General features: G+C 64.7%; 21 protein-coding genes. 14 read left to right on the forward strand and 7 right to left on the reverse strand.

The annotated features are described in order from the left end of the window. Window positions 1-11: 11 nt before the first annotated feature. From AC51GR_RS25515 to AC51GR_RS25525, 3 genes are read left to right on the forward strand one after another with little or no spacing between them, the layout of a single operon-like run. Window positions 12-1124, forward strand: a complete 1113-nt coding sequence (locus AC51GR_RS25515; protein ID WP_496324122.1) for a Re/Si-specific NAD(P)(+) transhydrogenase subunit alpha — start codon at window positions 12-14, stop codon at window positions 1122-1124. A 1-nt stretch (window position 1125) separates the two neighbouring features. Then, a complete protein-coding gene (locus AC51GR_RS25520) occupies window positions 1126-1449 on the forward strand; it encodes an NAD(P) transhydrogenase subunit alpha part 2 (protein WP_496324121.1) in 324 nt (107 codons plus the stop codon). After that, a complete protein-coding gene (locus tag AC51GR_RS25525; protein WP_496327453.1) occupies window positions 1446-2888 on the forward strand; it encodes an NAD(P)(+) transhydrogenase (Re/Si-specific) subunit beta in 1443 nt (480 codons plus the stop codon). The genes AC51GR_RS25520 and AC51GR_RS25525 overlap by 4 nt, the downstream gene beginning before the upstream one ends. A gap of 89 nt (window positions 2889-2977) precedes the next feature. Here AC51GR_RS25525 and AC51GR_RS25530 read toward each other — a convergent pair whose 3' ends face one another. Genes AC51GR_RS25530 through AC51GR_RS25540 form a run of 3 tightly spaced genes read right to left on the reverse strand, consistent with a single transcriptional unit; the run spans window position 2978 to window position 4259 of the window. After that, window positions 2978-3520, reverse strand: a complete 543-nt coding sequence (locus tag AC51GR_RS25530; protein ID WP_496327454.1) for a hypothetical protein — start codon at window positions 3518-3520, stop codon at window positions 2978-2980. 36 nt (window positions 3521-3556) lie between these two features. Beyond that, the gene (locus tag AC51GR_RS25535; RefSeq protein ID WP_496327455.1) at window positions 3557-4042 is read right to left on the reverse strand and encodes a GreA/GreB family elongation factor; all 486 of its coding nucleotides are present in this window, start codon (window positions 4040-4042) and stop codon (window positions 3557-3559) included. A gap of 13 nt (window positions 4043-4055) precedes the next feature. Beyond that, entirely contained in the window at window positions 4056-4259 is a 204-nt protein-coding gene (locus tag AC51GR_RS25540; RefSeq protein ID WP_496327456.1) for a hypothetical protein, read from the reverse strand. 612 nt (window positions 4260-4871) lie between these two features. Between AC51GR_RS25540 and AC51GR_RS25545 the strand changes: the two genes are divergently transcribed. Then, entirely contained in the window at window positions 4872-5270 is a 399-nt protein-coding gene (locus tag AC51GR_RS25545) for a hypothetical protein (RefSeq protein WP_496327457.1), read from the forward strand. Window positions 5271-5440: 170 nt separating this feature from the next. Further along, entirely contained in the window at window positions 5441-6352 is a 912-nt protein-coding gene (locus AC51GR_RS25550) for a YdcF family protein (protein WP_496327458.1), read from the forward strand. A 34-nt stretch (window positions 6353-6386) separates the two neighbouring features. Here the strand turns inward: AC51GR_RS25550 and AC51GR_RS25555 are convergent, their stop codons facing one another. Together AC51GR_RS25555 and AC51GR_RS25560 are read right to left on the reverse strand one after the other, a co-directional pair. Continuing rightward, window positions 6387-7139, reverse strand: coding sequence for a metallophosphoesterase (locus AC51GR_RS25555; protein ID WP_496327459.1), 753 nt, complete (start codon window positions 7137-7139; stop codon window positions 6387-6389). Window positions 7140-7260: 121 nt separating this feature from the next. Further along, window positions 7261-9603, reverse strand: a complete 2343-nt coding sequence (locus tag AC51GR_RS25560) for an ATP-dependent DNA ligase (protein ID WP_496327460.1) — start codon at window positions 9601-9603, stop codon at window positions 7261-7263. 62 nt (window positions 9604-9665) lie between these two features. Here AC51GR_RS25560 and ku point away from each other — a divergent pair, with 62 nt between their 5' ends. The 4 genes from ku to AC51GR_RS25580 all read left to right on the forward strand — a co-directional run bounded on the left by ku (window position 9666) and on the right by AC51GR_RS25580 (window position 16739). Further along, window positions 9666-10601 carry a non-homologous end joining protein Ku gene (ku, locus tag AC51GR_RS25565; protein ID WP_496327461.1) on the forward strand — a complete coding sequence of 312 codons (936 nt, stop codon included), beginning with the start codon at window positions 9666-9668 and terminating at the stop codon, window positions 10599-10601. After that, on the forward strand, window positions 10598-13486 hold the full coding sequence (locus AC51GR_RS25570; protein ID WP_496327462.1) for a DUF2232 domain-containing protein: 2889 nt from the start codon (window positions 10598-10600) through the stop codon (window positions 13484-13486). The genes ku and AC51GR_RS25570 overlap by 4 nt, the downstream gene beginning before the upstream one ends. 61 nt (window positions 13487-13547) lie before the next feature. Beyond that, entirely contained in the window at window positions 13548-15053 is a 1506-nt protein-coding gene (locus AC51GR_RS25575; protein ID WP_496327463.1) for a flavin-containing monooxygenase, read from the forward strand. A 78-nt stretch (window positions 15054-15131) separates the two neighbouring features. Then, window positions 15132-16739, forward strand: coding sequence for an FMN-binding glutamate synthase family protein (locus AC51GR_RS25580; protein ID WP_496327464.1), 1608 nt, complete (start codon window positions 15132-15134; stop codon window positions 16737-16739). Window positions 16740-16768: 29 nt separating this feature from the next. Here AC51GR_RS25580 and AC51GR_RS25585 read toward each other — a convergent pair whose 3' ends face one another. Further along, window positions 16769-17656 carry an enoyl-CoA hydratase/isomerase family protein gene (locus AC51GR_RS25585; RefSeq protein WP_496327469.1) on the reverse strand — a complete coding sequence of 296 codons (888 nt, stop codon included), beginning with the start codon at window positions 17654-17656 and terminating at the stop codon, window positions 16769-16771. Between the two features lie 272 nt (window positions 17657-17928). On the opposite strand from AC51GR_RS25585, the gene AC51GR_RS25590 reads away from it, so the two are divergent. Next, the gene (locus AC51GR_RS25590) at window positions 17929-19008 is read left to right on the forward strand and encodes a ferritin-like domain-containing protein (protein WP_496327465.1); all 1080 of its coding nucleotides are present in this window, start codon (window positions 17929-17931) and stop codon (window positions 19006-19008) included. A gap of 124 nt (window positions 19009-19132) precedes the next feature. Continuing rightward, the gene (locus AC51GR_RS25595) at window positions 19133-20509 is read left to right on the forward strand and encodes an MFS transporter (RefSeq protein WP_496327466.1); all 1377 of its coding nucleotides are present in this window, start codon (window positions 19133-19135) and stop codon (window positions 20507-20509) included. Here the strand turns inward: AC51GR_RS25595 and AC51GR_RS25600 are convergent. Further along, a complete protein-coding gene (locus AC51GR_RS25600) occupies window positions 20447-21355 on the reverse strand; it encodes a LysR family transcriptional regulator ArgP (protein WP_496327467.1) in 909 nt (302 codons plus the stop codon). The two genes, AC51GR_RS25595 and AC51GR_RS25600, sit on opposite strands and share 63 nt — an antisense overlap. Window positions 21356-21448: 93 nt before the next feature. On the opposite strand from AC51GR_RS25600, the gene AC51GR_RS25605 reads away from it, so the two are divergent. From AC51GR_RS25605 to AC51GR_RS25615, 3 genes are all read left to right on the forward strand, one after another. Next, the gene (locus AC51GR_RS25605; protein WP_496327470.1) at window positions 21449-22048 is read left to right on the forward strand and encodes a LysE/ArgO family amino acid transporter; all 600 of its coding nucleotides are present in this window, start codon (window positions 21449-21451) and stop codon (window positions 22046-22048) included. A 105-nt stretch (window positions 22049-22153) separates the two neighbouring features. Next, entirely contained in the window at window positions 22154-22621 is a 468-nt protein-coding gene (locus AC51GR_RS25610) for a DUF4334 domain-containing protein (RefSeq protein WP_496327468.1), read from the forward strand. A gap of 297 nt (window positions 22622-22918) precedes the next feature. Then, window positions 22919-23974: an IS110 family RNA-guided transposase gene (locus AC51GR_RS25615; protein ID WP_496323328.1), complete on the forward strand. Its 1056-nt coding sequence runs from the start codon at window positions 22919-22921 to the stop codon at window positions 23972-23974. Window positions 23975-23994 lie beyond the last annotated feature (20 nt).

The raw sequence follows: 23994 nt of genomic DNA on the forward strand, positions 1-23994 counted from the left end.
GGGAGCTTGAAATGAGTGTGGGTGTTGTGCGCGAAACGGCGGCGGGGGAACGCCGAGTCGCGCTGGTTCCGAAGGTCGCGGCCGCTTTGGTGAACAAGGGTGTGCCGGTGATCGTGGAGTCGGGCGCGGGTTTGGGTGCGTTGATTCCTGATGAGTTGTATGTCGAGGCCGGTGCGTCGATCGGCGATCCGTGGTCGGCTGAGGTGGTTGTGAAGGTTGCCCCGCCCACCGATGCCGAGATCGGGAAGTTGTCGTCGGGTTCGTCGTTGATCGGTTTTCTGAATCCGCGTGATGCGCAGAATCAGATCGGCGCTTTGAAGTCGGCGGGTGTGCAGGCCTTCGCTGTCGAGGCGATTCCACGTATCTCGCGGGCTCAGTCGATGGATGCGTTGTCCTCGCAGGCCAACGTCGCCGGCTATAAGGCGGTGATCTTGGCGGCTGAACGCTCGACCCGGTTTTTCCCGATGTTGACCACTGCTGCCGGGACGGTGAAGCCGGCCACGGTCTTGGTGCTCGGTGTGGGTGTGGCCGGGCTGCAGGCGCTGGCCACGGCCAAGCGTCTGGGTGCGCGGACCACCGGTTACGACGTGCGTCCGGAGGTGGCCGAGCAGGTCAAGTCCGTCGGCGGGCAGTGGCTCGATCTGGGGATCGACGCCGCCGGTGAGGGTGGATACGCCCGCGAGTTGACCGAAGACGAACGCGCACAACAACAGCAGGCTCTGGAAAACGCGATCAAGGGTTTTGACGTGGTCATCACGACCGCGTTGGTGCCGGGTCGCCCGGCGCCGCGTCTGGTGACCGCGGCGGCGGTGCAGGGCATGAAGCCCGGCAGTGTGGTGGTCGATCTGGCCGGTGAGACCGGTGGTAACTGTGAGTTGACCGAGCCGGGCCAGGAAGTCATCCGTCATGACGTGATGATCTGCTCGCCGTTGAATCTTCCGGCGGGTATGCCCGAGCATGCCTCGGAGCTGTATTCGAAGAACATTCTTGCGTTGATCGAGTTGATGCTCGATGAGGGCGGCAAGATCGTCCCGGATTTCGATGATGAAATCCTCGCCGCGGCCTGTGTCACCCGCGAACCAGTGACAACCAATTCGGCTGGAGCCGGGAAGGCAGGTGCCTGATATGTATTCGGGTCTTCTCGCGAATATCGCGATTCTTGTACTGGCCGGATTTGTTGGCTTCGCCGTCATCTCCAAGGTGCCCAACACCCTGCACACACCGTTGATGTCGGGTACCAACGCCATTCACGGTGTGGTGGTGCTCGGTGCGTTGGTCGTGTTGGGCCGTTTGCCCGATGATGCCCCGTGGGGTGTGCGGATCATCGCGTTCGTCGCGTTGATCTTCGGCACCCTCAACGTCGTTGGTGGGTTCTTGGTCACCGACCGGATGCTGGGAATGTTCAAGGGCAAAAAGGCGCCGGCCGCATCGCAGGGAGCTGACAAGTGAACAACCTGGTCAACATTCTTTATATCGTCGCGTTCTCGCTGTTCATTCTGGGTTTGTCGGGTCTGACCGGACCCAAGACCGCGGTGCGCGGCAACTGGATTGCTGCTGCCGGTATGGGTTTGGCGGTGATCGCCACGCTGATCGAGATCCGCGACACCTATGCGATCAACTGGATTTTGATCGTGGCCGGTCTGGCGATCGGTGTGATCTTGGGTGTGCCGCCGGCCAAGCGCACCAAGATGACCGCGATGCCGCAGCTGGTCGCGTTGTTCAACGGTGTCGGTGGCGGCACGGTCGCGTTGATCGCGTGGGCCGAGTTCATCGAGACCGCAGGGTTTTCCGAGTTCAAGCACGGTGAATCCCCGACCATCCACATCGTGATCGGGTCGCTGTTCGCGGCGATCATCGGTTCGGTCTCGTTCTGGGGTTCGCTGATCGCGTTCCTCAAGCTGCAAGAGCTGATGAACAAGAACGTCGAGAAGGCATTCGTCCGCAACGCCAAGGTGTTCCAGATCGCGAACATCGTGCTGCTGGCGGTGGCGATCGCGGCGTGTGTGTTCATCGGTGTCAACGCCAGCCCGGGTGAGGGTTCCTCGCAGTGGTGGATCGTGCTGGTGCTCGTCGCCGCCGGGATTATGGGCTTGTTTGTGGTGTTGCCGATCGGTGGCGCGGATATGCCGGTGGTCATCTCACTGCTCAACGCGTTGACCGGCCTGTCCGCTGCGGCAGCAGGTTTGGCGCTCAACAACACCGCGATGATCGTGGCCGGCATGATCGTCGGCGCCTCGGGTTCGATCCTGACCAACCTGATGGCCACCGCGATGAACCGGTCGATCCCGGCGATCGTGTTCGGATCGTTCGGTGGTGGCGGTGCGGCCGGGGCTGCCGGCCCGGCCGGTGAGCAGGGCACCGTCAAGGCCACCAGTGCCGCTGATGCCGCGATTCAGATGGCCTATGCCTCGCAGGTGATCGTGGTCCCCGGTTACGGGTTGGCGGTCGCGCAGGCGCAGCATGCGGTCAAGGACATGGCGAGCATCTTGGAGGAGAAGGGCGTCGAGGTGAAGTACGCCATTCACCCGGTCGCCGGCCGGATGCCCGGACACATGAATGTGCTGCTGGCCGAGGCTGATGTCGAGTACGACGCGATGAAGGAAATGGACGACATCAACGGCGAGTTCGCCCGTACCGATGTCACCCTGGTCATCGGCGCCAACGACGTCACCAACCCCGCCGCGCGTAACGATCCGTCGTCCCCGATCCACGGGATGCCGATCCTCAACGTCGATCAGTCCCGTTCGGTGATCGTCCTCAAACGCGGTATGGCCTCCGGGTATGCCGGTATCGACAACCCGTTGTTCACCGCACCGGGTACCTCGATGCTCTTCGGCGATGCCAAGAAGTCGGTCGGCCTGGTCATCGAGGAACTCAAGGCACTCTGAACCGCGGGACCCTGTGGTCCCACGCTCCACCCGAATTCGCACCGCCCACCTGAAATATCAGGTGGGCGGTGCAAATTCAGCCGGCGGAGTCACTCGTGGCGCACACCCTGGTGGGTGAAGTACCACGTCACCGCGGCGTTGACGGCCGTGGTGGCCGGGGTCGCAGCATCGACCACCACGTAGGTGATGGAGTTGATGGGCGCACCGTTCACGGCGCATTCGTACGCCATTCGGCGGCCGAGTTGCCTGGTCGCCCGAACCGCGGTTCGGGACGACGTCGGCCCCGAGGTGTCGCAGAGCAGGAGCACGCGAAAACCGGGCACATCGCCGGCCGCGTCGATCACCGTCTCGGTGAGGCGGTCTTCCCATGCCTGGCGGGCTGCGTGCTCGCGCCAGCCGCGGAGCCAGCGCCCTGATGGTGGTGGAGAGTCGATCGTGACCACGACGAGCGCATCGTCGTGCTCTGGGGTTCGCAGCTCACGAGGGTCCGAGGTGGAAGCCACGTCATGGCCGGACAACGCCGAACGCAGTGCGTCGCACAAGCGGCCGGGACGTCCCAACAGCAGAATCGGATCGTGCTTCCGCCGTTGTGCTCGGTTGATGTCGTGGTGGATCGGGGCCAAGGCCTGCATGGTGTGCCTCTTCGGGGTCGTGCTGATCTGGTCGGTTCAACCGGTGTACGGCGTGATCGCCAGAACTGTTGCGGTGCAGCGCTTGCCGTTGGGCAAGACATAGTGACAGTCGTCCTCGCGACGAGCGTTGTGGACGGCCCGTCCGAGCGGTGACTCGGGTGAACACACCTGCATCTTCCCGGTCTCGTGTTCTTCGGGCATCCCGAGGAGGAAGGTGTCGGTATCGGAGGAGTCGTGATCGAACATGACTGTGACGATGGATCCGGGTTGCGCAGTCCCGTCGTCGACGGTGATGGTGGTGGCGGTGGCCAGCACGGTGTGTGTCCGTTCGATTCGGGTGTTGACCTGATCGAGCGTCGCGACCGCGCGGTGATAGGCGTCATTGTTGTCCAGATCGCCAAGGCGGCGTTGCTCGATCATCTCGGCGGAAGCCGCATCGCGTTCTCGATACAATTGTGCCACTTCATTTTCCAGACGCTCCCGGGTGGCAGCGCTGATCCAGTTCGGATCGGTGATGGTCATGTTTGGTTCTTTCTCACTCGTATGTGTTGCCGCGGCCGGAGGCCGCGGTCACCGGATGCCGAGGCGCTGGGCGAGCAGTGCTCAGGGCGCTGTACTGCTCGGCGATCGCGGCGCATGAGGCCTGGTCGATCCCGACGTTCAGGGTCAGGATCCAGGGAACGGACTCCTCGGTGGAGTCTCCGGTCGGTATCAGATCGACCAGGACCGTGTTGGCCATGCTCTCCAGCTTGTGGGTGGTCAACCGGCCGGCCGGGTCCTGAAACCCGAACCCGATGTCCAATGTCTGCGGATCTTCGGGTGGTGATTCGCCGTTCGATAGCGCCCATTGGTGGCGTAAAAGAACGGAATCAGCCGGTTGAAGAATCCGGTCGCGTTCGACTCGTGCGGGTAGCGCGGCCGCAACGATGTGGGCAGCGTGGTCAGAAAAGCGCGAAGCCCGCCGGGGTGTGGCACACACCCGGAATCGAACCTCCATCACTACCGCTTTCACGGCGCATCCTCACTCCTTCTGGAGATCTCCCTCGGTCCAATGGACTCTAGCCCATAAAAAAATAAAAGCCAGTCCGCCGATCGTCGTGCGACCGAATCGCGAAATATGTTGCGTTGCAGTACCTGAAGTCTCTCGGACGAACTTGACCTTTCCGGGTTCTGGGCTATGGTCTCGATTGTGAGCGACCCCCTGTGGGTCGTTGATGTGTGCGATGGACAAAGGAGATGTCGATGGCAACGGAAAAGAAGACCACGGCCAAGAAGAAACGCCTTGCAATGAAGGCGCAGCGCGAAAACAAAAGGACGATGGAAAGTGGCTCGACCATCCGGAAGCGTAAAAATGCCTGATGCCCCCGACCGTGAAAGAACGCTCACCCAGATGCTGACCGGACTGCACGAACACTTCTCTGCCACTGCTTGTGGGCCAGGGGAGTCGGAGGAGTATCGCCGCGGGCATGCGGCCGGGATGGGGTTTGTCCGACTGTGTGTGCTCGATCAACTCGCGGGTGCGTCGATAACCTCAGGCGCAGAACAGAACTCGGCCCGGCGTCACCGGCGGGAACTGGCGGCGCTGCGGGCCATCCGGGACCGTCTGGGTGAGGAATGCGGCGGCGCTGCACCGGCAGGTGTCGATGCCCACAGCGCGGGATACCGGGCCGGGATATCAACCGCCCGGGCATACATCGACCTCGCGCTCGACGCGATCGAGCTTCGCCGAGAGGGTATCGCGGTGGGTTGAACGGCCCCGCGTCAGCCGGGTGCGACCCGGCACCCGGCGTTTCGGGATTCGCCCCGGGTCACCAGCAGGTCAGGGACGCATCCCCGGCGGTGTTATCGAGCTGAGACCGCTTGAATGTGGTGCCGAGGCAAAGACGGCCTATTGTGGCCAGTGTGACAAGTGGTGCGCGTGTGGCGCGAGTGAATAGAGCGCTGGTGGCTGCGGCCGCCGCGATCGGCGTGTCCACCGGAGCCGTCGCGCTGATCCCGACCGTCTTGAACCCACCGACCACGGTGTCACCGGTGATGGCCGGCATGGACACGGCGAATCTGTACAACACCGCCCAACTCCAATTTCGCCGCGGTGAGGTGCCGCTGGGACTCAACGCGCTCCGTCAGCTTCTGGTGGCCGCCCCGTCTGACACCGATGCGCTTGCGTTGCAGGCGATCTGGTCGGATTACAGCGGTGATGCCCAGGCGACCCAGTCGGCGCTGGCCGTCTTGGCGACCTACGATCGGGCGCTGCAGGCACGTGTTCGCGAAGTGCTCTCGGGCATCGGCCGCGGGGTGCTCGTGGCGCCGAACCCGGTGCCGGGCCTGCACACCAAGGCGACCGGGATCGTGGTTTTCGGTGCCGGCCTGAACGCCGACGGAACCCCCACCGCTGAGACATCCGCGCGGCTGTTCGCCGCGTGGACGCAGGCGATCGTGGCCTACGAATCGCCGGTCATCATCTCCGGGGGTGCCAATGCCCGCGGGCAACGCGAGGCCGACGCGATGCGCACCTGGCTCGTCGACCGCGGAATCCCGGCCGCCCGTATCCATGTCGATTCGGCCGCCCATTCGCCGGCGCAGAGCGCGGTGGCCGGTGCGGCGATCGCCCGGCAGCTGGGCCTGGTGAACGTGGTGGTGGTGACCTCGCCGGATCAGGTACGTCGGGCTGCGGCCGGCCTCGTCGTCGCCGGGGTGCCGGTGGTGGCGGCGACCACGTCGACCCGGCACCTGGTCGGCAGCCTGTCGGTGCCCTCCAAGGTCGATCAGCGGAACATCTACGTGGACGCCACCGACATCCTCGGCCTGCCGTCGGACCGCATCAAGGCTTGAGGCCACAGTGCCGCGCGATCGTCGCGGCCAGGGACTACACGGAACGGAAGTGGCTGATCACACGGCCGTCGGCGTACGTGTGGAAGGCCAGGCCTGCGGGCTGTGTCTCATTGACCACGTCCGACCCCTCGAAGGGCAGATTGAGGGTGGATGAGACTCCAGGGGCCACGCACAGCGGCCGTCCGGCAAAGGTGGTCACCGCGCCGGTGTGTGCGTGTCCGCACATGAACATGGTGATGTTCGGATGCCGTTCGACCAATGCGGCCAGCCGCTCTTCCCCGGTCTGCCGAATGGCGTCCATCATCGGCATCTGCAGGACTACCGGCGGATGGTGGAAGGCGACGAACACCGGAGTCCGTGGTCCGGCGGCGGATATCTGGTCGTCCATCCAGGCGAGGGTCTCGTCGGTCAGGTAGCCCCCGTTCTCGCCGGGGATGGAGCTGTCACAGACCAGGAACAACGTGTCGGCGATCGTCCTCGCGTAATTGAGCGGAGTGCCGGGGTCGGTACCGCGCAGGGCGGGTTCATCGATCAGGAAGGTCTGGTTGAAGTCGTCCCGGGAGTCGTGATTTCCCGGGCAGATCAGGGTCGGCAGGGGGCTGTGCAACGTCGCGCCTGCCTCTTTGTATTCGGAGGACAGGCCGTTGTCGGTGATGTCACCGGTGACCAGTAGTGCGTCGATGCCGCCGGCTCTGCAATTGATGTAATCGAGCACACCTTGGATCCGGTCGCGCTTTGCGGCGGTTCCGTTGAAGTGAAGATCGCTGATGTGCGCGACTACGAGCACGTGGACTCCTTTTGGTGCGGCCGTGGGTTCTCGCGGGGACGCAGGCGGCCATCCGAACCCGTAAATACCGTAGCTCGCTCGTCGATTACGGGCACGTGCAGCCGGGTCGACTTTCGTGCTCTCAGAGGTCCCCGGGTAGCTTGTCCCGGCGGATTCCACGCCAGGAGGGGTGACGTAGATGACCCGTGCTCGTCCAATCCATGAACCTCACATCGGCAACGAGTTTGGGCAGAACCCACACCGCGTCCCTCTCGACGGGTCGGTCGAGGTTGCCGATGAATGGTGAAGTCTTGCGGCGCAAGGGCTCCAGCTCGGCGAGGAGGGCGTCGAGCTGGGTATCGCTGAATCCGGTCCCGACCCGGCCGACATAACGCAGCCCGGTTTCCTCGGGCAGCCCCAACAGCAGGGAGCCGATCCGGTTGCTGCGGGCACCCTTGCCGGGCCGCCAGCCGCCGATCACGACCTCGATGTCGGTCCAGTTCTTCTGCTTGAGCCACGTTTTCGAACGACGGCCCTGCTGATAGGTGGAGTCCCGGCGTTTGGCGACAACACCTTCCCAGCCGCGATCCCGGCTCAGTTCGACGGCGTGCGAGCCCGGTCCGGGCAGCAGCGGGGGCAGTTGCACCGGTGCGCCGGACGAGAAGGCCTTCGCGATTTCTTCCAGGAGTTCGCGGCGATCCTCCCATTTGAGCTTCAGGAGCGAGGTGCCGTTGAGGTAGAGGATGTCGAACAGGAGGAGTCTGATGTCGAGGTCCTCGGAGTTCTTGCGGCCGGCGAGTTGGGTGAAGTTGGTGCGTCCCTGCTCGTCGAACACCACCACCTCACCGTCGAGCACCACATCGAGTAGCCCCAGATCGTCGGCGACCGTGTGGATCTGGGGGAAGTCGGCGGTCATGTCGATGCCCGAGCGCGACGTCAATTGGAGCTTTCCGTCGATGTAGCGCAGCAGTATTCGGTAGCCATCCCATTTTCCCTCGAAAGCCCACTTGTCGTCGGTGAGGTGTTCGATGGTCTCATCGGTGGCGAGCATCGGCCGCGGATCACGCAGGCTGTCGGGCAGGATGGGGCGGGGTTCGTCGGACATCAGGTGCGCCAACCAGTTCTTGTCACCGGTCTTGATCAGCGCGTACCGGCCCTGGATGCGATCACCGTGCAGGCGGACGATGATCTCCTTGTCCCGCCACTTCTCGGTCTCGTAGGTACCGCGATCCCAGATCTCGACGTGCCCGCCGCCGTACTCCCCGGACGGGATGTCGCCGGCGAAGTCGGCGTAGTCGATCGGGTGATCCTCGGTCTGGACCGCGAGCCGATTCTTGTCACCTTCCAGCGGAAGGTTTTTCGGCACCGCCCAGGACACCAGGACACCGTCACGCTCGAGGCGGAAGTCGTAGTGCAGGCGGCGGGCGTGGTGTTCCTGGATCACGAACATGGGTTCTGCTCTGCGATCGGTATCGGAACGACTGTCCCCGAACGGCTCCGGCGTCTTGCGCTCATCACGTTTGCGCCGGTACGCGCCGAGGTCCACCACCGGTGTGGCCGCCGGGGTCGGCGATGTCGGCAGCGGCTGTGCCGCCGACGTGTTCTCGAGTTCGGCCAGCAGGTCACCGTACTCATCGATGCGGTCGGCCATCTCGTCGAACAGGATGTGCCGGATGTCTTTGTCCTCCAGCTCTTCCCATAATCGCGGCGCAGCCACGCAGGGTTGATCGCGGCCGCGCATCGAGTACGGGGCCAGGGTCGTCTTCGAGGCGCTGTTCTGGCTCCAATCGACGAACACCCGGCCACCGCGTACCGATTTCGTCATCTGGGCGGTCACCCGATCGGGGCTCTCTGCCTGCAGTCCGGTGGCGATCTGTTTGGCGACCTTGCGGGCGGAATCGGAGGAGATCGCCGACTCCAGGGTGAAATACACATGGATCCCCTTGGATCCGCTGGTCACCGGGAAACACGGCAGGCCGATGGCATCGAGCATCTCCCTGACCCGCAACGCCACCTTGGAGCAGTCGAACAGCGACACATCGGGTCCGGGGTCGAGGTCCAGGACAACACGATTGGTCATCCGATTGGCCTTGTAGGACGCGTCGGCACTGTCCGGTGGCAGAGTCCACTGGGGCACGTGCAATTCGAGGGCGGCCTGCTGTGCCAGCCAGACCAATTCGGCCCGGGACGACAGCACCGGGTACACCACGTCCCGGTCACTGTGCCCGAGCCGGGCCCGGCCGATCCATTTCGGGGCATGATCGGGCAGGTTCTTTTCGAAGAACGGTGTCGATTCGACGCCGTCGGGCCACCGTTTCCGGGTCACCGGACGGTCGCGGATGTGCGGCAGCATCACGTCGGCGATCATGCTGTAATACTCGATGACCTGGGCTTTGATGGTGCCGGTCGCAGGATAGATGACCTTGTCGAGGTGCGTGACCGCAATGTTGTGTCCGTCGACCTCGAGTGTCTCGCGCCTGGGCATGCCACGACTTTTCATCCCCCGAGGGGGCTGCGTCAACTGGTCGATACCGGCACAATGGCGGTATGCGTTCGATTTGGAAGGGTGATCTCAGCTTTGGCCTGGTGAATGTGCCGGTCAAGGTGTACTCCGCGACGGAGAGTCACGACCGGAAGTCCCACCAGGTCGACTCGAAGGACGGCACCCGCATCCGGTATCGCAAGGTCCGGGAGGGCACCGATGACGAGGTGGAGTTCTCGCAGATAGCCAACGCGTACGAGAGCGATGCCGGCGCGACCGTGGTCCTGACGAAGGACGACCTGTCGGAACTGCCGGTGCAGCGAAGTCCGGAGATCGCGATCACCGACTTCGTCCCGATCGACCAGGTCGACCCGATCTATTTCGACAAGCCCTACTATCTGGAGCCGGCGAGCAAGTCGCCCAAGGCCTACGCACTCATGCGGGAGGCACTCAAGGACACCGACCGGCTCGCCATCGCCACGTTCACACTGCGCAATCGCACCCGGCTGGCCGCGCTTCGGGTCGTCGGAAACGTCTTGACCCTGCAAACGCTGCTGTGGCCGGATGAAGTACGCGAAGCATCATTTCCCTCGCTCGACGAATCGCCGGACCTCAAGCCGCAAGAGCTCAAGATGGCCGCCTCGCTCATCGAGTCGATGTCGGGTGATTTCGACCCCACCCAATACGAGGACACCTATCAAGACGAGCTGAGCAAGCTCATCGAGGCGAAGGCCGAAGGGACCGAGGCATTCGTCTCGACCGAGACCTCGGACGAGGAGGAGGGCGACGACTCGGAGGTCGCCGATCTGCTCGCCGCATTGCGGGCGTCGGTGAAGGACCGCGGTGGTTCCGACGACGACGAGGACGGCGACTCCGAGAAGAAGGCGCCCGCCAAGAAAACCGCGGCCAAGAAAGCTCCGGCGAAGAAGGCCCCCGCCAAGAAAACTGCGGCCAAGAAGGCGCCCGCGAAGAAGACCGCCGCCAAGCGTAAGGCCAGTTGAGCCGAACGTCACGCGCTGCTTTCGGCCGCATCTGGCAATCTGGACGGATCGACCAACATGAACCGATCCCCGAACGCGGCGCCACCGTGCGTGCGCGCAAGAACGCGCGAACCGGACGCCGGGTCACCGCGGTGGAAATCGCGGAGGCCGCCGCCCTGGCCGACGTCGCCGCAGCCATCTGTGTGCTGAGCCGCGTCGTGCCGATCGGCGGGGCCGCCGTCCTGGTCGCGTCGGTACCGTTTGCCATCCTCTCCGGTCGCCGCCGGCTGCGGGTGAGTCTGCTCGGCGCGATGACGGGCTGGATCGTCGCGTTCCTCTTCGGCGGGGTGGCCGCGGCGAACCTGGTCGGATCGGCGGCGGTCTTCGGCATTCTGTCCGGGACGGCGCTGCGCCGCGGATGGAATTCGCCTCAAGTCGCGCTGAACACCTTTGTCTTCATCGCGATTCCGTCCGCCGCGATCGCCACCGGGATCATCGCCGCACTCAGTGACTACCGCGAGTTCATGTTCACCCAGATCCGCAACGGCTGGCGCGGCGCCGAACGGGTCATGAACAACGCCGGACTCGACGGCCTGACCGACGTCATCGGCCCGGTGATCTACTGGTGCATCGACTACTGGTGGATCGCGATTCCGGCTGTCGGCATGGCCGGGGTGACGGTGTCCGGGCTGGCGGTCTACGTCGTTCACCGGCACCCGTTGCCGCCGATGATCGCCCGGCTCGGTGCCCCGCATGTCGAGGAGAAGCTCGACGAGTCCGGACCCGTCGCGCCGCTTCCGATGCGCCTGGACGGTGTGGGGGTCCAGTATCCGGGCGCACCGGTTCCGGCGATCTGGGACGTCTCGCTGCAGCTCGACGCCGGTGAGGTCGTGGCGGTCACCGGACCCAACGGCGTCGGCAAGTCGACGCTGGCGAAAGTGGTCGCCGGACGGGCACCCACCACCGGAACCGTCAGTCGCCCTGGTGCGGTCGGTCTGGGCAAGCCCGGTGGCACGGCTGTCATCAGCCAGCGGCCCGAGACCCAGGTGCTGGGCATGGTGGTCGCCGACGACCTGGCCTGGGGCAATCACGACCTCACCGAGGCGCAGATGAACAAGCTGCTCGACCGGGTGGGTCTGAGCGGGATGCTTTACCGCGAGACCAGCACCCTGTCGGGCGGACAGTTGCAACGCCTGGCGATCGCCGCCGCGTTGTCGCGGGAGCCGGCCGTTCTCATCAGCGACGAGTCGACCGCGATGATCGACCAGGAAGGCCGCACGTCGGTGATCGAGGTCTTCCGGGAACTGGCCGACGGCGGGGACACCGCCGTCCTGCAGATCACGCACGACGTCGACGAGGCCGCGCTGGCCGATCGTGAGATCGTGCTCGATTCGTCCCACCGCGAGGTATCCACCGAACTGCTCAACCCCAGCCGTCCGGTGGGTCACATCAACGGCGCCAACGTCGCGCTCTATGACGTCGGGTTCGCGCATGACGCGGGGACACCCTGGCACAACCAGATCTTCAGCGGCTTGAACCTGCAGATCGCCGCGGGTTCGGCGGTATTGATCACCGGACCCAACGGGGCCGGGAAGTCCACGCTGGCAAGGGTTCTCACCGGGCTGCAGAAGCCGACGTCGGGCCAGGTGATGCTCGACGGTGAGCCGGTCCGCAACGGCCGCGAACATGCGCTGCTCGGATTCCAGTACTCGAGACTGCAACTCGTGCGGTCGCGGGTGCGGGCGGACATCAAAGATGCCGCAGGTGTCGACGATCTGGCAGTGAACGTCGCACTGATCGAGCTGGGACTCAATCCCGCGGTACTCGGTGACGCACTCATCGATCAGCTTTCGGTGGGCCAGCAGCGCCGGGTCGCACTCGCCGGGTTGCTGGCCTGCAAGCCGCGGCTGCTGGTGCTCGACGAGCCGCTGGCCGGCCTCGATACACCGGCCCGCGCGGCGATGGTCCGGGCATTGCGCCGGGTGAAGGCCTCGGGCACCACGTTGGTCGTCATCTCGCACGACATCGGCGAACTCGCCGACCTCGTCGACCGCACCGTGGTTGTCGACGAAGGCACGGTCGACGGAGCGCCGGTCAAGCCGGCGCCCGCCCCGGCGGAGGTGAAATCAACCGCCAATCTTGCCAATGTTGTTCGCGCGCTGCCACATTCGTCGCCGGCGCGGAAACTGTGGGTTGGTACGAAGTTGCTGACGCTGGCGGCCGTCGCGGTGATGTTCATGCTCGAACCGACCTGGCTCAGTGTCGGGGTCGGGGCGGGCATCGCTCTCGGTTGGACGCTGCTCGGCAAGGTTCCGCGCGCCGCACTGCCACGGTTGCCGAAGTGGCTGATCGGCATCACCCTGTTCGGAGGATGGATCACGGCCCTGGGCGGCGACGAACCGTACGTCACGGTCGGCGGGGTCGAGTTCGGGCTCGGCGGCGCGATCTACTGGGGCATCCTCATTTGCATGACGGTGCTGTCGCTCTACTGCGCATTGCTGTTCTGCTGGACGACACCGATGGTCGAAATACCTTCGTTTGCGCAACGATTGGTCGGTTGGGCGGCGCGCATCGGTATCCCGGCCCAGTCCGCCGCCATGTCGGTGGCCCTCGCGCTGCGATTGTGTCCGTTCATGATCAGTGACTTCCGGACTCTGTTGCAGACGATGTCGCAACGCAAACCCGACCATCGCCAGAGCCTGGGAGAGCAGATCAACGGCTGGATCGCCTGCCTGACGGTGGTCTGTTCGCTGGCGGTGCAGAACGGCCGGGAACTCGCGGCGGCCGTCGAAGCCCGTGGTGGAATCGGATCGGTGGCCCGATCTGATCGGAGTCCGAGACTTATCGACCTTCTGGTGCTTATCGTGGTGTTCGGATCGGTAGGCATGGTCGTCGCACTGGGTTGACCCCTCGGGTGAGCGGTGACGAGGATCGATCCGAAGTCGACGACGACTGGGAGATTTCCGTATGACCGCACAGTCAGCATCGGGCGTGCCCGACGAGGATGCCTTGTTCACCGACGTTCTGATCATCGGCGCGGGTTTGTCGGGTATCGGAGCCGCGTACCGCATCAAGGAACGAAACCCGGGACTGAGCTACGCAATTCTGGAGCAACGCAGCCGCATCGGTGGCACCTGGGACCTGTTCCGGTACCCGGGCATCCGTTCGGACAGTGACATCTTCACCCTCAGTTACCCCTTCGAGCCCTGGACACGGCCGGAGGCCATCGCGGACGGTGAGCACATCCGCGACTACCTCACCGAGACCGCGCGGCGGCATCGGATCGACCAGCACATCACTTTCGACACCCGCGTCCGGTCGGCGGACTGGGACTCACAGACCGACACCTGGACCGTGCTCGCCGAACAGGACGGCGTCGACGTGACGTACAGCTGCCGCTTCCTGTTCTTCGGGACGGGCTACTACGACTACGACGAGGGGTACCGGCCGGTCTTTCCCGGTGAGGAGGAGTTCCGGGGCCGGATGATCCACCCGCAGTTCTGGCCGGACGACCTCGACCACGCGGGCAAGAAGGTGGTTGTCATCGGAAGTGGGGCCACGGCCATGACCCTGGTCCCGGCGCTGGCGGAAACGGCGGAGTCGGTGACGATGCTGCAACGTTCACCTACTTACGTCATCTCCGGACCAAGGGTGAACAGAGCTGCCAATGTCATTCGTAAAGTGCTGCCGCGCAAGGTGTCACATGCTCTCATCCGCTACTACTACGCCCTGTTCGCCTGGTTGCTCTTCCGGTTCTCGCGCCTCGCGCCGGGCACGATGGCAAAATTCCTGCGCAAGATGGCCGTCCGGAACCTGCCGGCCGGCTACGACGTCGACACCCATTTCAAGCCCAGCTACAACCCGTGGGATCAGCGGATGTGCTTGGTCCCTGAAGCCGATCTGTTCACGATGATCGCCGATGACCGGGCAAGAATGGTCACCGATCAGATCGCCTCGTTCGATGCCGACGGCATTGCACTTGTTTCGGGTGGACACCTCGACGCAGACATCATCGTGACGGCCACCGGACTTCAACTGCAAGCACTCGGGGGCGTCCGGATCGGCGTCGACGGCGCAGAGGTCAAACTCAACGACAGGTTCGTTTACAAGGGCCATCTCATCGAAGACGTACCCAATCTCGGCTGGAGTGTCGGTTACACCAACGCGTCGTGGACCCTGCGCTCCGACATGACCGCACAGTCGGTGGCCAAGTTGTTGGCGCACATGGGCGCGAACGGCTACACGCACGCCTATCCCCACCGTGGTGATGAAGCGCTCAGCGAGATCCCGGCGTTCAATCTGCAAGCCGGATATGTCCTGCGGGCACGCCATGTGCTGCCCAAATCAGGAACCAGCCGGCCCTGGCATGTCCGCCACAACTATGTCCTGGACGCGATCGATCACCGGTTCGACCGGATCGAAGAAGCGATGGTGTTCGGCAGGGTCGGCGCGGAAGAGGCGATCGAGGCCTGACGGGGACGGGTTACTGCGTTCCTGGTGGCGAACGTGAGGTGGTCAAACCTGCTGGCACGCCACGGCTAAGCTCCACCCATGGTGAAGTTCAATGTGCTCCTGGGGTTGGTGGCTGCGGCTGGTGTGCTCACGCTGGCGGCTGCGGTCAACCGGCACACCGTGTGGTGGTTTGCGGTTGCGATCGTGGTCATCGTTTTGCTGGTTGCCGTCTATGACGTTCTTCAGAAGCAGCATTCGATACTTCGCAATTATCCGGTGATCGGGCACATGCGATTCATGCTCGAATCGATCCGACCCGAGTTGCAGCAGTATTTCATCGAACGGAACTATGACGGCCGTCCATACGACCGCAATGTCAGGTCGTTGATCTACCAGCGTGCCAAGGGATTACACGCCGAGGCGGCATTCGGTACCGAACGCGAGATCACTGAACCGGGCTACGACTACTTGCTGCACTCGATGGCGCCGGTGCCGATGGCCCGGACCATCCCGACCGTGCGCCTCGGCGGACCGCAGTGCACGCAGCCTTATGACGCACCGCTTTTCAACATTTCGTCGATGAGTTTTGGCGCGCTGTCGGCCAATGCCGTTCGAGCGATGAACAAGGGCGCGGCGCTCGGTGGCTTCCTCCACGAGACCGGCGAGGGCGGATTGACGACGCACCATCTCGAATACGGTGCACCACTGGTCTGGGAGATCGGTTCGGGATACTTCGGTTGCCGCACCCCGGAAGGCAGGTTCGACCCAAAACGCTTTGCCGAGAAGGCATCTCTGCCCACCGTGAAGGCAATCCTGATCAAACTGAGTCAGGGTGCCAAGCCCGGACTCGGCGGGTTGTTGCCGGGCGCGAAGGTCACTGCGGCGATCGCCGAGGCGCGCGGTGTCCAGCCGGGTGTCACCGTGATCAGTCCGCCGGCACACAGCGAGTTCTCCAATCCGATCGAATTGATGCACTTCGTGGCGGAGCTTCGCCGGCTCTCCGGTGGAAAGCCGGTGGGGTTCAAGCTCTGCGTGGGCACCCGGACCGATGTGCTCGCGCTGTGCAAGGCGATGCTGCGCACCGGGATCCTGCCCGACTTCATCACAATCGACGGGGCCGAGGGCGGTACCGGTGCGGCGCCCCCGGAGTTCGCCGATCATGTCGGTACCCCGCTGAATCTGGGCCTGATGATGATGCACAACGCGTTGGTGGGCACCGGGTTGCGGGGGCAGGTCAAGATCGGCGCGGCAGGCAAGATCGCGGGCGGCACCGACATCGTGAAAGCTCTCGCTCTCGGCGCCGACTTCACCAACGCCGCACGCGCCATGATGATGGCGGTCGGTTGTATCCAGGCGCAGGCGTGTCACACCAACCAGTGCCCGGTGGGAGTGGCCACCCAGGACGCCCGCCGAGCGCGGGCGCTCGATGTCGAGGACAAGGGCGATCGGGTCTTCAATTACCAACGCGCAACGGTCGAGTCGGCGAAGCAGTTGCTGGCCGCGATGGGTTTGACCAGCTTCGATGATCTCGGGCCTGCCGTGGTGATGCGGCGGGTCGGTCACTCGACGGCGGAGTCGTTCGAGGATCTGTTCGAGTGGCTGGACGAAGGGGAGCTGATCCGCGGCACCGAGCGTGCCGAATGGGAACGCGACTGGCAGCGCGCCGACCCGGAATCCTTTGCGGTGCCGAAGATCAGGACGGCTTAGAGCCAGGCTCGATGCGGATTCGGTGGCAGCTAGGCGCTGATCTCGTCGATCAGGCCCCAGTCCAAAGCCGTTGTGGCACTGATCTGGTGGCCACTCAGCACCAGGTATGCGGTTCGCCGGCGGCCGATGCGTCGTGGGATGCTGACCGTACCGCCGGCGCCGGGTATCAGCCCGAGGGTGAGTTCCGGGAGTCCGAACACGGTGTCGGGATGCGCGGTCACGTGCCCACAGACCGCCGCCATCTCCAGTCCGCTGCCCATCGTGGCGCCGTGGGTGTAGGCGCGCAGGTTCACCCCGAGCCGATCGCGCAGCGTGTTGAGCAACAGCGCCGGACTGAAACGGGTGCGGGCCAGGTGGGCCGCCGCCGGGTCGGAGAAGGTGCCGAACTCCGTGAGATCTCCTCCGCTACAAAATGATTTACCGTTCCCGCGGAACTCGACCGCGGTGACCGTCGGATCGCTCAGGGCGACGGTGAGGCCGTCGATCAGGCCGGCGCGCAGGGTGTTGCTGAACGCGTTGTGCCGCTTGGGCTGATTGAGGGTGACGACGACGACGTCGCCGATCCGGTCGACGACGACGGGCTGCGGTGGATCGGCCAGACTGCGTGGTCCCTGCTCGGCCAGCCAACCGCCGAACTCACCTCCGGCCTGCAGCGTCGAGTAGGCCAGCGACTCGGTCATCAACCCGGCGAAGGTGCTGATGCCCGTCTCACCGGCCCGCAACACATCGTCACAGACCGCCGCCGAGACCGGCCGGTCGGTCAGTCGTTGTGTCAATGCGGCGATCGTCGCCGGTATCGAGTCGACCGTGACGAACCGGCGATCGCGGGCCGCCGCCTCGGTGAGGGTGAAGGTCGAGCGCCCGACCAGCCGTTCGGCCTCATCGGAGAGTGAGCCGCCGGTCGAATCGACGGCTATCAGGCATCCGGGGACTGGCTCCTCGGTCGATGTGCGCGGATCGGCCAGATCGACGAAGACCGGGCCCCAGTGTTCCGACGCTGCGGGCCCCGATACCTCGTGCAATTCGGACACGCAATCTCCTTGTCTGGCGGCCATCTGATCGGTCTCACCGTACTGCGAGGTCAGAAGCGGTATGTGATCTGGCTCTCGCATCGTTTATCCGACGGGGTTACGGGTACGCCTGTCCCGGACGCTCAATATCGATGACCATCCAATCAGAGGAGACGGATATGAGCCTTTCCACAAGCACTCTGCGCAACCAGCTGCGGACGTTGTTGACACTGACCAATACCGAGATCCAGGTGGCAGAAACCCGAATCGGGCAGGCTCGTACAGAAGCCGTGCGCCGGGAGCTGTCCCAGAACGCCGCGAATGCCCGAGTTCGCGCCGTCGCCATCGAGAAGGCAATCCGCGAACTCGGCGGACTCCCCGACCTGCTGCGTCCGGTTCTGGGCCGGTTGACGGCCACTGCCAAGGCCGTTGCCGAACAGGTCCAGCCCCTTGATGAGGCATTGCTCGGCGACCTCGCCCTCGAGCATCAGCTGCTCGACCGGGCGAAGTATGTGAAGGCGCTGGCCACCTCGGAGAGTCAGCCCGAGATCGTTTCACTCGCCGAGCGGCTGATCGTCGCCCACCAGGCAACCGTCGACTGGATCACCACACTGCTTGCCGAAGAGGCCATCGGCGGTCCGGTGGCATTGCGCCGGGGCCCGTTGCAGGCCGCAAGTGGAACGGCGCTACGAGTCGCCGGTATCCCCGCCACACTCACCGCGCGTGGCGCCGAACGCGTTGTCGACGTGCTTCGCAGTGCGCCAACCCGATTCGGGGGATTTGTCGACAGGACTCAGGAGTCCGGTGAGGCCGTACTCAAGCTGGCCACGGAAGCCGGCCAGGGTGCCGTCGGCCGGCTGAGCTCCACCGGTGATGCGGCCGCCAAACAGGTGACCGAGGCCGCCGAGCGCGCCGCCGACATCGGAAAGACCGCCCGCAAGACCGCTCGGGCAAGCCGGGATGCGGCGCTCGATGCCGCCGAGGACACTGCCCGGGCACAGGGCGCCGTCAACGCAGCAGAGGCGGTGCATGCGGTCCGCGAGGCCGCCGGGGTGGTCGATCCGGCCGACCTGCCGATCGACGACTACGACTCACTGAACGTCAACGCTGTGATCGTCCAGCTCCGGGAACTCACCGAACCTGCTGACATCCGGACGGTCCTGGCCTATGAAGAAGCGCACAAGAACCGTCAGGGCGTCGTGTCCGCAGCCCAGACCCGCCTTGCTGCCATCGCGCAGGAAGTCATCGGTGTGAACTGACCTGATCGGTAGGGCACATCCGGCCACACCTCGCCGTCACCGTCATCCGGTGGCGGCGAGTTCGTGTGTCGGCCGCGAGGAAAACATTGGCGTACGACGTACCCGATCGGGCACAGTTGGTGCGGTGACCGCACCATCTGGCCTGCCTCGGGCGCTCAAGCCCTTCGCGCATCCGCAGTATCGTCTGCTGTGCGCGGGTCTGGTGCTGGCGATGTTCGCGGACGGGATCTGGACGGTCGGGGTCGTCTGGCAGGTCATCGGGATGGGCGGTGGCCCGGGTCAGTTGTCGCTTGTCACCGCGGTGGCCGCCGTCGGCATGGTCGCCTCGACACTGCTCGGTGGTGTGCTGGCCGACCGGATGTCCAAGCGCACCATCCTGGTCGCGCTGGAGGTGGTCAAACTCATCGCCATCGGCGGGGTGGGTGTACTCGCACTGACCGGCACGATCGCGCTGTGGCACCTGGTGCTGGTGTCGCTGATCGGCGGTATCACCACCGGAATCTATTACCCGACATACTCGGCAATGATCCCGTCGTTGGTTCCGCGAGAAGAGCTGATGGCGGCCAACGGCATCGAAGGCGTGTTGCGGCCCACCATCTTCCAGGCAGCCGGACCGGCCCTGGCCGGTGGACTCATCGCGGTGTCCTCGCCCGGGGCGGCCATAGTCGGCTCGGCGGTGGCATCGGCGCTGTCGGGCGGTTTCTACCTTCTGATGCGTCCCACACCGGCGACTCACGAACCTCGCGCGAAAGCCGACCTGGTGCGCGGGACCGTCACCGACATCGCCGAGGGCTTCGGCTACATGTGGCGCACACCCTGGCTGCTGGCGACACTGTTGTACTCGCTGGTCCTGGTGCTGATGGTGATGGGACCGATCGAGGTGCTCGTGCCGTTCGCCATCAAGGACCGCGCGGGTGGGGATGCCGGTGACCATGCGATAGTGTTGGCGGCCTTCGGATTCGGCGCCGGACTGGGTGCGATCATCCTGGCCTCCATGCCGATGCCCCGGCGGTATCTGTCGGTGATGTTCGTGATCTGGGGGCTGTGTTCGGTGCCGTTGGTCGCGATCGGGCTCGCCACCGAACTCTGGGTCTTCGTTGTCGCCGCCTTCGTTCTCGGCATGGCGTTCGATGGGCCGATGGTCTTGTGGGGCACGCTGTTACAGCGGCGGGTTCCCCCACACATGCTCGGCCGGATCTCCAGTCTGGACTTCTTCGTCTCGATTGCGCTGATGCCGGTGTCGATGGCCATTGCCGCGCCGGTCAGTGAGTGGATCGGACTGACGGCGACGTTTGTCATCGCCGGACTGGTGCCGGTCCCACTGGCCGCGATCGCGTTCTTCGCCTTCCGTCTGCGCGACGACGAGATCGCGAACCCGCTGCGTGACACCCCGAGCATCGAAGAGCTGGTGCCGGCGGGTGCCGGGCCCGGGACGCCCTCAGATCAGGAAACGGCGGGCGCTCGCCTGGATCAACCGGGTCAGATCGTTGATGATCGGTGATCCCAATTTCCAGTACTGCCAGAACAACTGGATGTCGACATGGTGATTGCCCAGTTTCTTGACGGTCCCGGCGGCGAGCGCGGGCTCGATCTGCGCGGCGGGCACCGCGCCCCAACCGGCCCCCAGCTCGACCGCGCGGTGGTATTCGACCGAGGCGGGCACGTAGGTCACCGGTGGGTCGACATGCTTGCGGGTGAGCCGATGGAGGAGATCGAGCTGGATGGTGTCCTTGCGGTCGAAGGAGACCATCGGTGCCCGGGCCAGGTCGGCGGCCCGCAGACCGTTCGGTAGCCAGGTGGCGATGAACTCGGTGGTGGCGACCGGCAGGTAACGCATGGTGCCCAGCGGCAGCACCGTGCACCCGCGGACGGGTCGAGGATCCGACGTGATCGCCCCGACCGCCTGACCGGCCCGCAGGAATCCGGTGGAGTGGCTCTCGTCGTCGCGCAGCACCTCGACGGCCACCGGATGTGTCTGCTGGATCTGCGCGACGACGGGCAGCAGCCAGACGGAGATCGAGTCGGCGTTGGCGGCGATGGGCAGATGTATCCGCGGTACATCGCGCCAGTCTTTGTGGCCTGCTTCTGGTTTTCCTTCGAGGCCGGCGGCCGCCTCTTGCCGGAGCAGTTCCCATTGCGCGGCCAGACGCAGCAGGATCTCGCCGTCCGGCGTGGCCCGGACCGGTTTGGTGCGCTGGACCAGGATGACTCCGGCGGCGTTCTCGAGTGCCTTCATCCGCTGGCTCACCGCGGAGGGCGTCAGATGTAAGGCCGCCGCCGCGGCGTCGAAGGTGCCCTCGCGAACCACCGTGGCCAGTGTCTGGAGGCCCTCACTGCTGATGTCCATCATCAGTCACTCTAATGGTTCTTGAAAAACATTCGCTGGATTCAATCAGGTCGGCGACCTAGCGTTGGTCGGGTGAGTGTTGTGGTGCCCGCGATGGCGGGCTTGTTGACCGGCGCCGGCCTGATCATCGCGATCGGTGCGCAGAACGTCTTTGTGCTGCGTCAGGGGATCAGACGGGAGCACGTGATGTCGGTGGTGGCGATCTGCACCGTGTCGGACGTGGTGCTGATCCTCGCGGGCGTGGCCGGACTCGGTGCCGTGGTCGCGGCGTATCCCCAGGTCGTCGACATTGCGACGGTGGCAGGCGGTGCCTACCTGCTGGCGTTGGCGGCGCTGGCTGCGCGCCGGGTGATGCGCCCCGGTGCGATGGAGGTTGCCGGTGGCACTGCGGCTGCGGGGCGGTGGGCGGCGGTGGGCACCGCGCTCGCATTGACCTGGCTCAATCCACACGTCTACCTCGACACCGTCATCACGTTGGGTGCCGTGGCCAACAGCCACGGTTCGCAGAGCAAATGGGTGTTCGCCGCAGGCGCCTGCGTGGCGTCGTTGCTCTGGTTCGCAGCGTTGGGATTCGGATCGTCGCGCCTGGCACCGCTGTTTGCCAGGCCCCGCGCGTGGCAACTGCTCGACGTGGTGGTCGCGGCGGTGATGGGAACGCTCGGGACGGTGCTGATACTCAGCGCGGCATTCTGAAATGGTCACGGATTGCGGCCACATTTCGTCGCCGACGAGTTTTCTGACTACTGTCGTTCTCAGAGTCCGCCGGATCCGGGATCGTCGACGTGTAGTGAGGTGCAGATGAACAACGACAAGGCTGTCGCCACGTTCTTTGAACTCAAGGAGAGCCAGGCGGTCAGTGATCCCGCGCTGCTAGACGACCTGTGGGCCGGTCTGGAACCGATCGGTCGGGATTTCATGCTCGGTGCCTGGTCGGGCGGCGAACTGCCCAGTGGCCACGCCATGGACGGCCAACTCGAACTGGTCAATTGGCATGGAAAGACCTTCGACAGCTACCACGACGTGAAGCCGTTGGTCTGCCGCGACGAGGACGGGAATCTGTACTCGAACAAAGAACTCGGAAAGGGCGAGGCCAGCCTGTGGGCGGTGGAATTCCGCGGTGAGACCACGGCGTCGATGGTCTACGACGGTCAACCCGTCATCGACCACTTCAAAAAGGTCGACGACACCCACGTCATGGGCATCATGAACGGCAAGACCAGCCTCGTGCGGGACAAGCACTTCTACTTCTACCTCGTCCGCGAGTGACGGCCACGCGGCGGACCGGGGCAGCACCCCCACCCCGATGATGTGCCCTCAGTGTGACTCTTGTGTTGCCGCCTGAGCGGTGGTTGGGTCCTGGTCACCTGGTGTTTGGCTCTTGATGTGCCTGCCGGCATCGCATTGATGCGCATGTCTGGTCTTGCAAAAGTTATGCCAACACCAGGTGGGAAGGACCGGCCGATGTGGCTTGATAGGAGCGTGGCAACGCCCCCAACTGAGGATTGCCCACCGACCGGCCCAACCGTCCCTGGTCCCTGTTTCTGAAATCAGGAGGCAACCACCATGGTTGTAGTTGGAGTCGATGTACACAAGAGCTCACACACATTTGTTGCCGTCGATCCCGTCGGCAAAAAGCTAGGCCAACTCACCGCCCCGGCCACCACCGCCGGCCATCATGCCGCGATGCGATGGGCCCACACCCAGTTCGGTACCGACCTGCTCTGGGGCATCGAAGACTGCCGACAGATGTCGACCCGCCTCGAACGCGACCTACTCACCGCCGGCCAGACCGCCGTGCGGGTACCCACCAAAATGATGGCCCACACCCGTGCCTCGGCACGTACCCGCGGCAAATCAGATCCCATCGACGCTCTGGCCGTCGCGCGGGCAGTGCTGCGCGAACCGAACCTGCCCGCCGCCGGCGCCGACCCCCGATCCCGCGAGATACGTCTACTAGTCGATCGACGCGAAGTGTTTGTCGCACAACGCACCTCAACAATCAACCGACTGCTGTGGCGAGTCCATGAAATCAACCCCGCCTACGCCCCCAAACCACGCTCGCTGAGCATGCACAAACACCAACAGATCCTCGCCGCACAGCTGGCCACCGAGACCGGACTGCTGGCCGACATCGCCCGCGAAGAACTCGACGAGATCATCTCCCTGACCACCCGGATCAACACCACGGCCACCGAGATCGGCAAACGAGTCCGCGAACTGGTTCCCTCGCTACTACAGCTACCCGGCTGCGGGGAACTCACCGCAGCCAAAATCGTCGGCGAAACCGCCGGCATCGCCCGCTTCCACTCGGCCGACGCCTACGCCAACTACGCCGGCACCGCCCCCATCCCGGTCTGGTCCGGCAACACCGCCGGCCGCGTCCGGCTACCGCGCTGCGGCAACCGACAACTCACCACCGCCCTGCACCGCATCGCCCTGACCCAAACCCGACTCGAAGACAGCGACGGCTACACCTACTACCGCAAACGCCGCGCCGCCGGCGACTCCACCACCGCAGCCCTCCGAGCACTCCGACGCCGCCTGGTCCGCACCGTCTATCAACGCCTGATCACCGACACTGCGCCCCAACCACGAGCCATTCAGACCGCCGCCGCTTGACATAGGAGCAACTTTTGGCG

The organism is Williamsia sp. z71 (assembly GCF_059553375.1).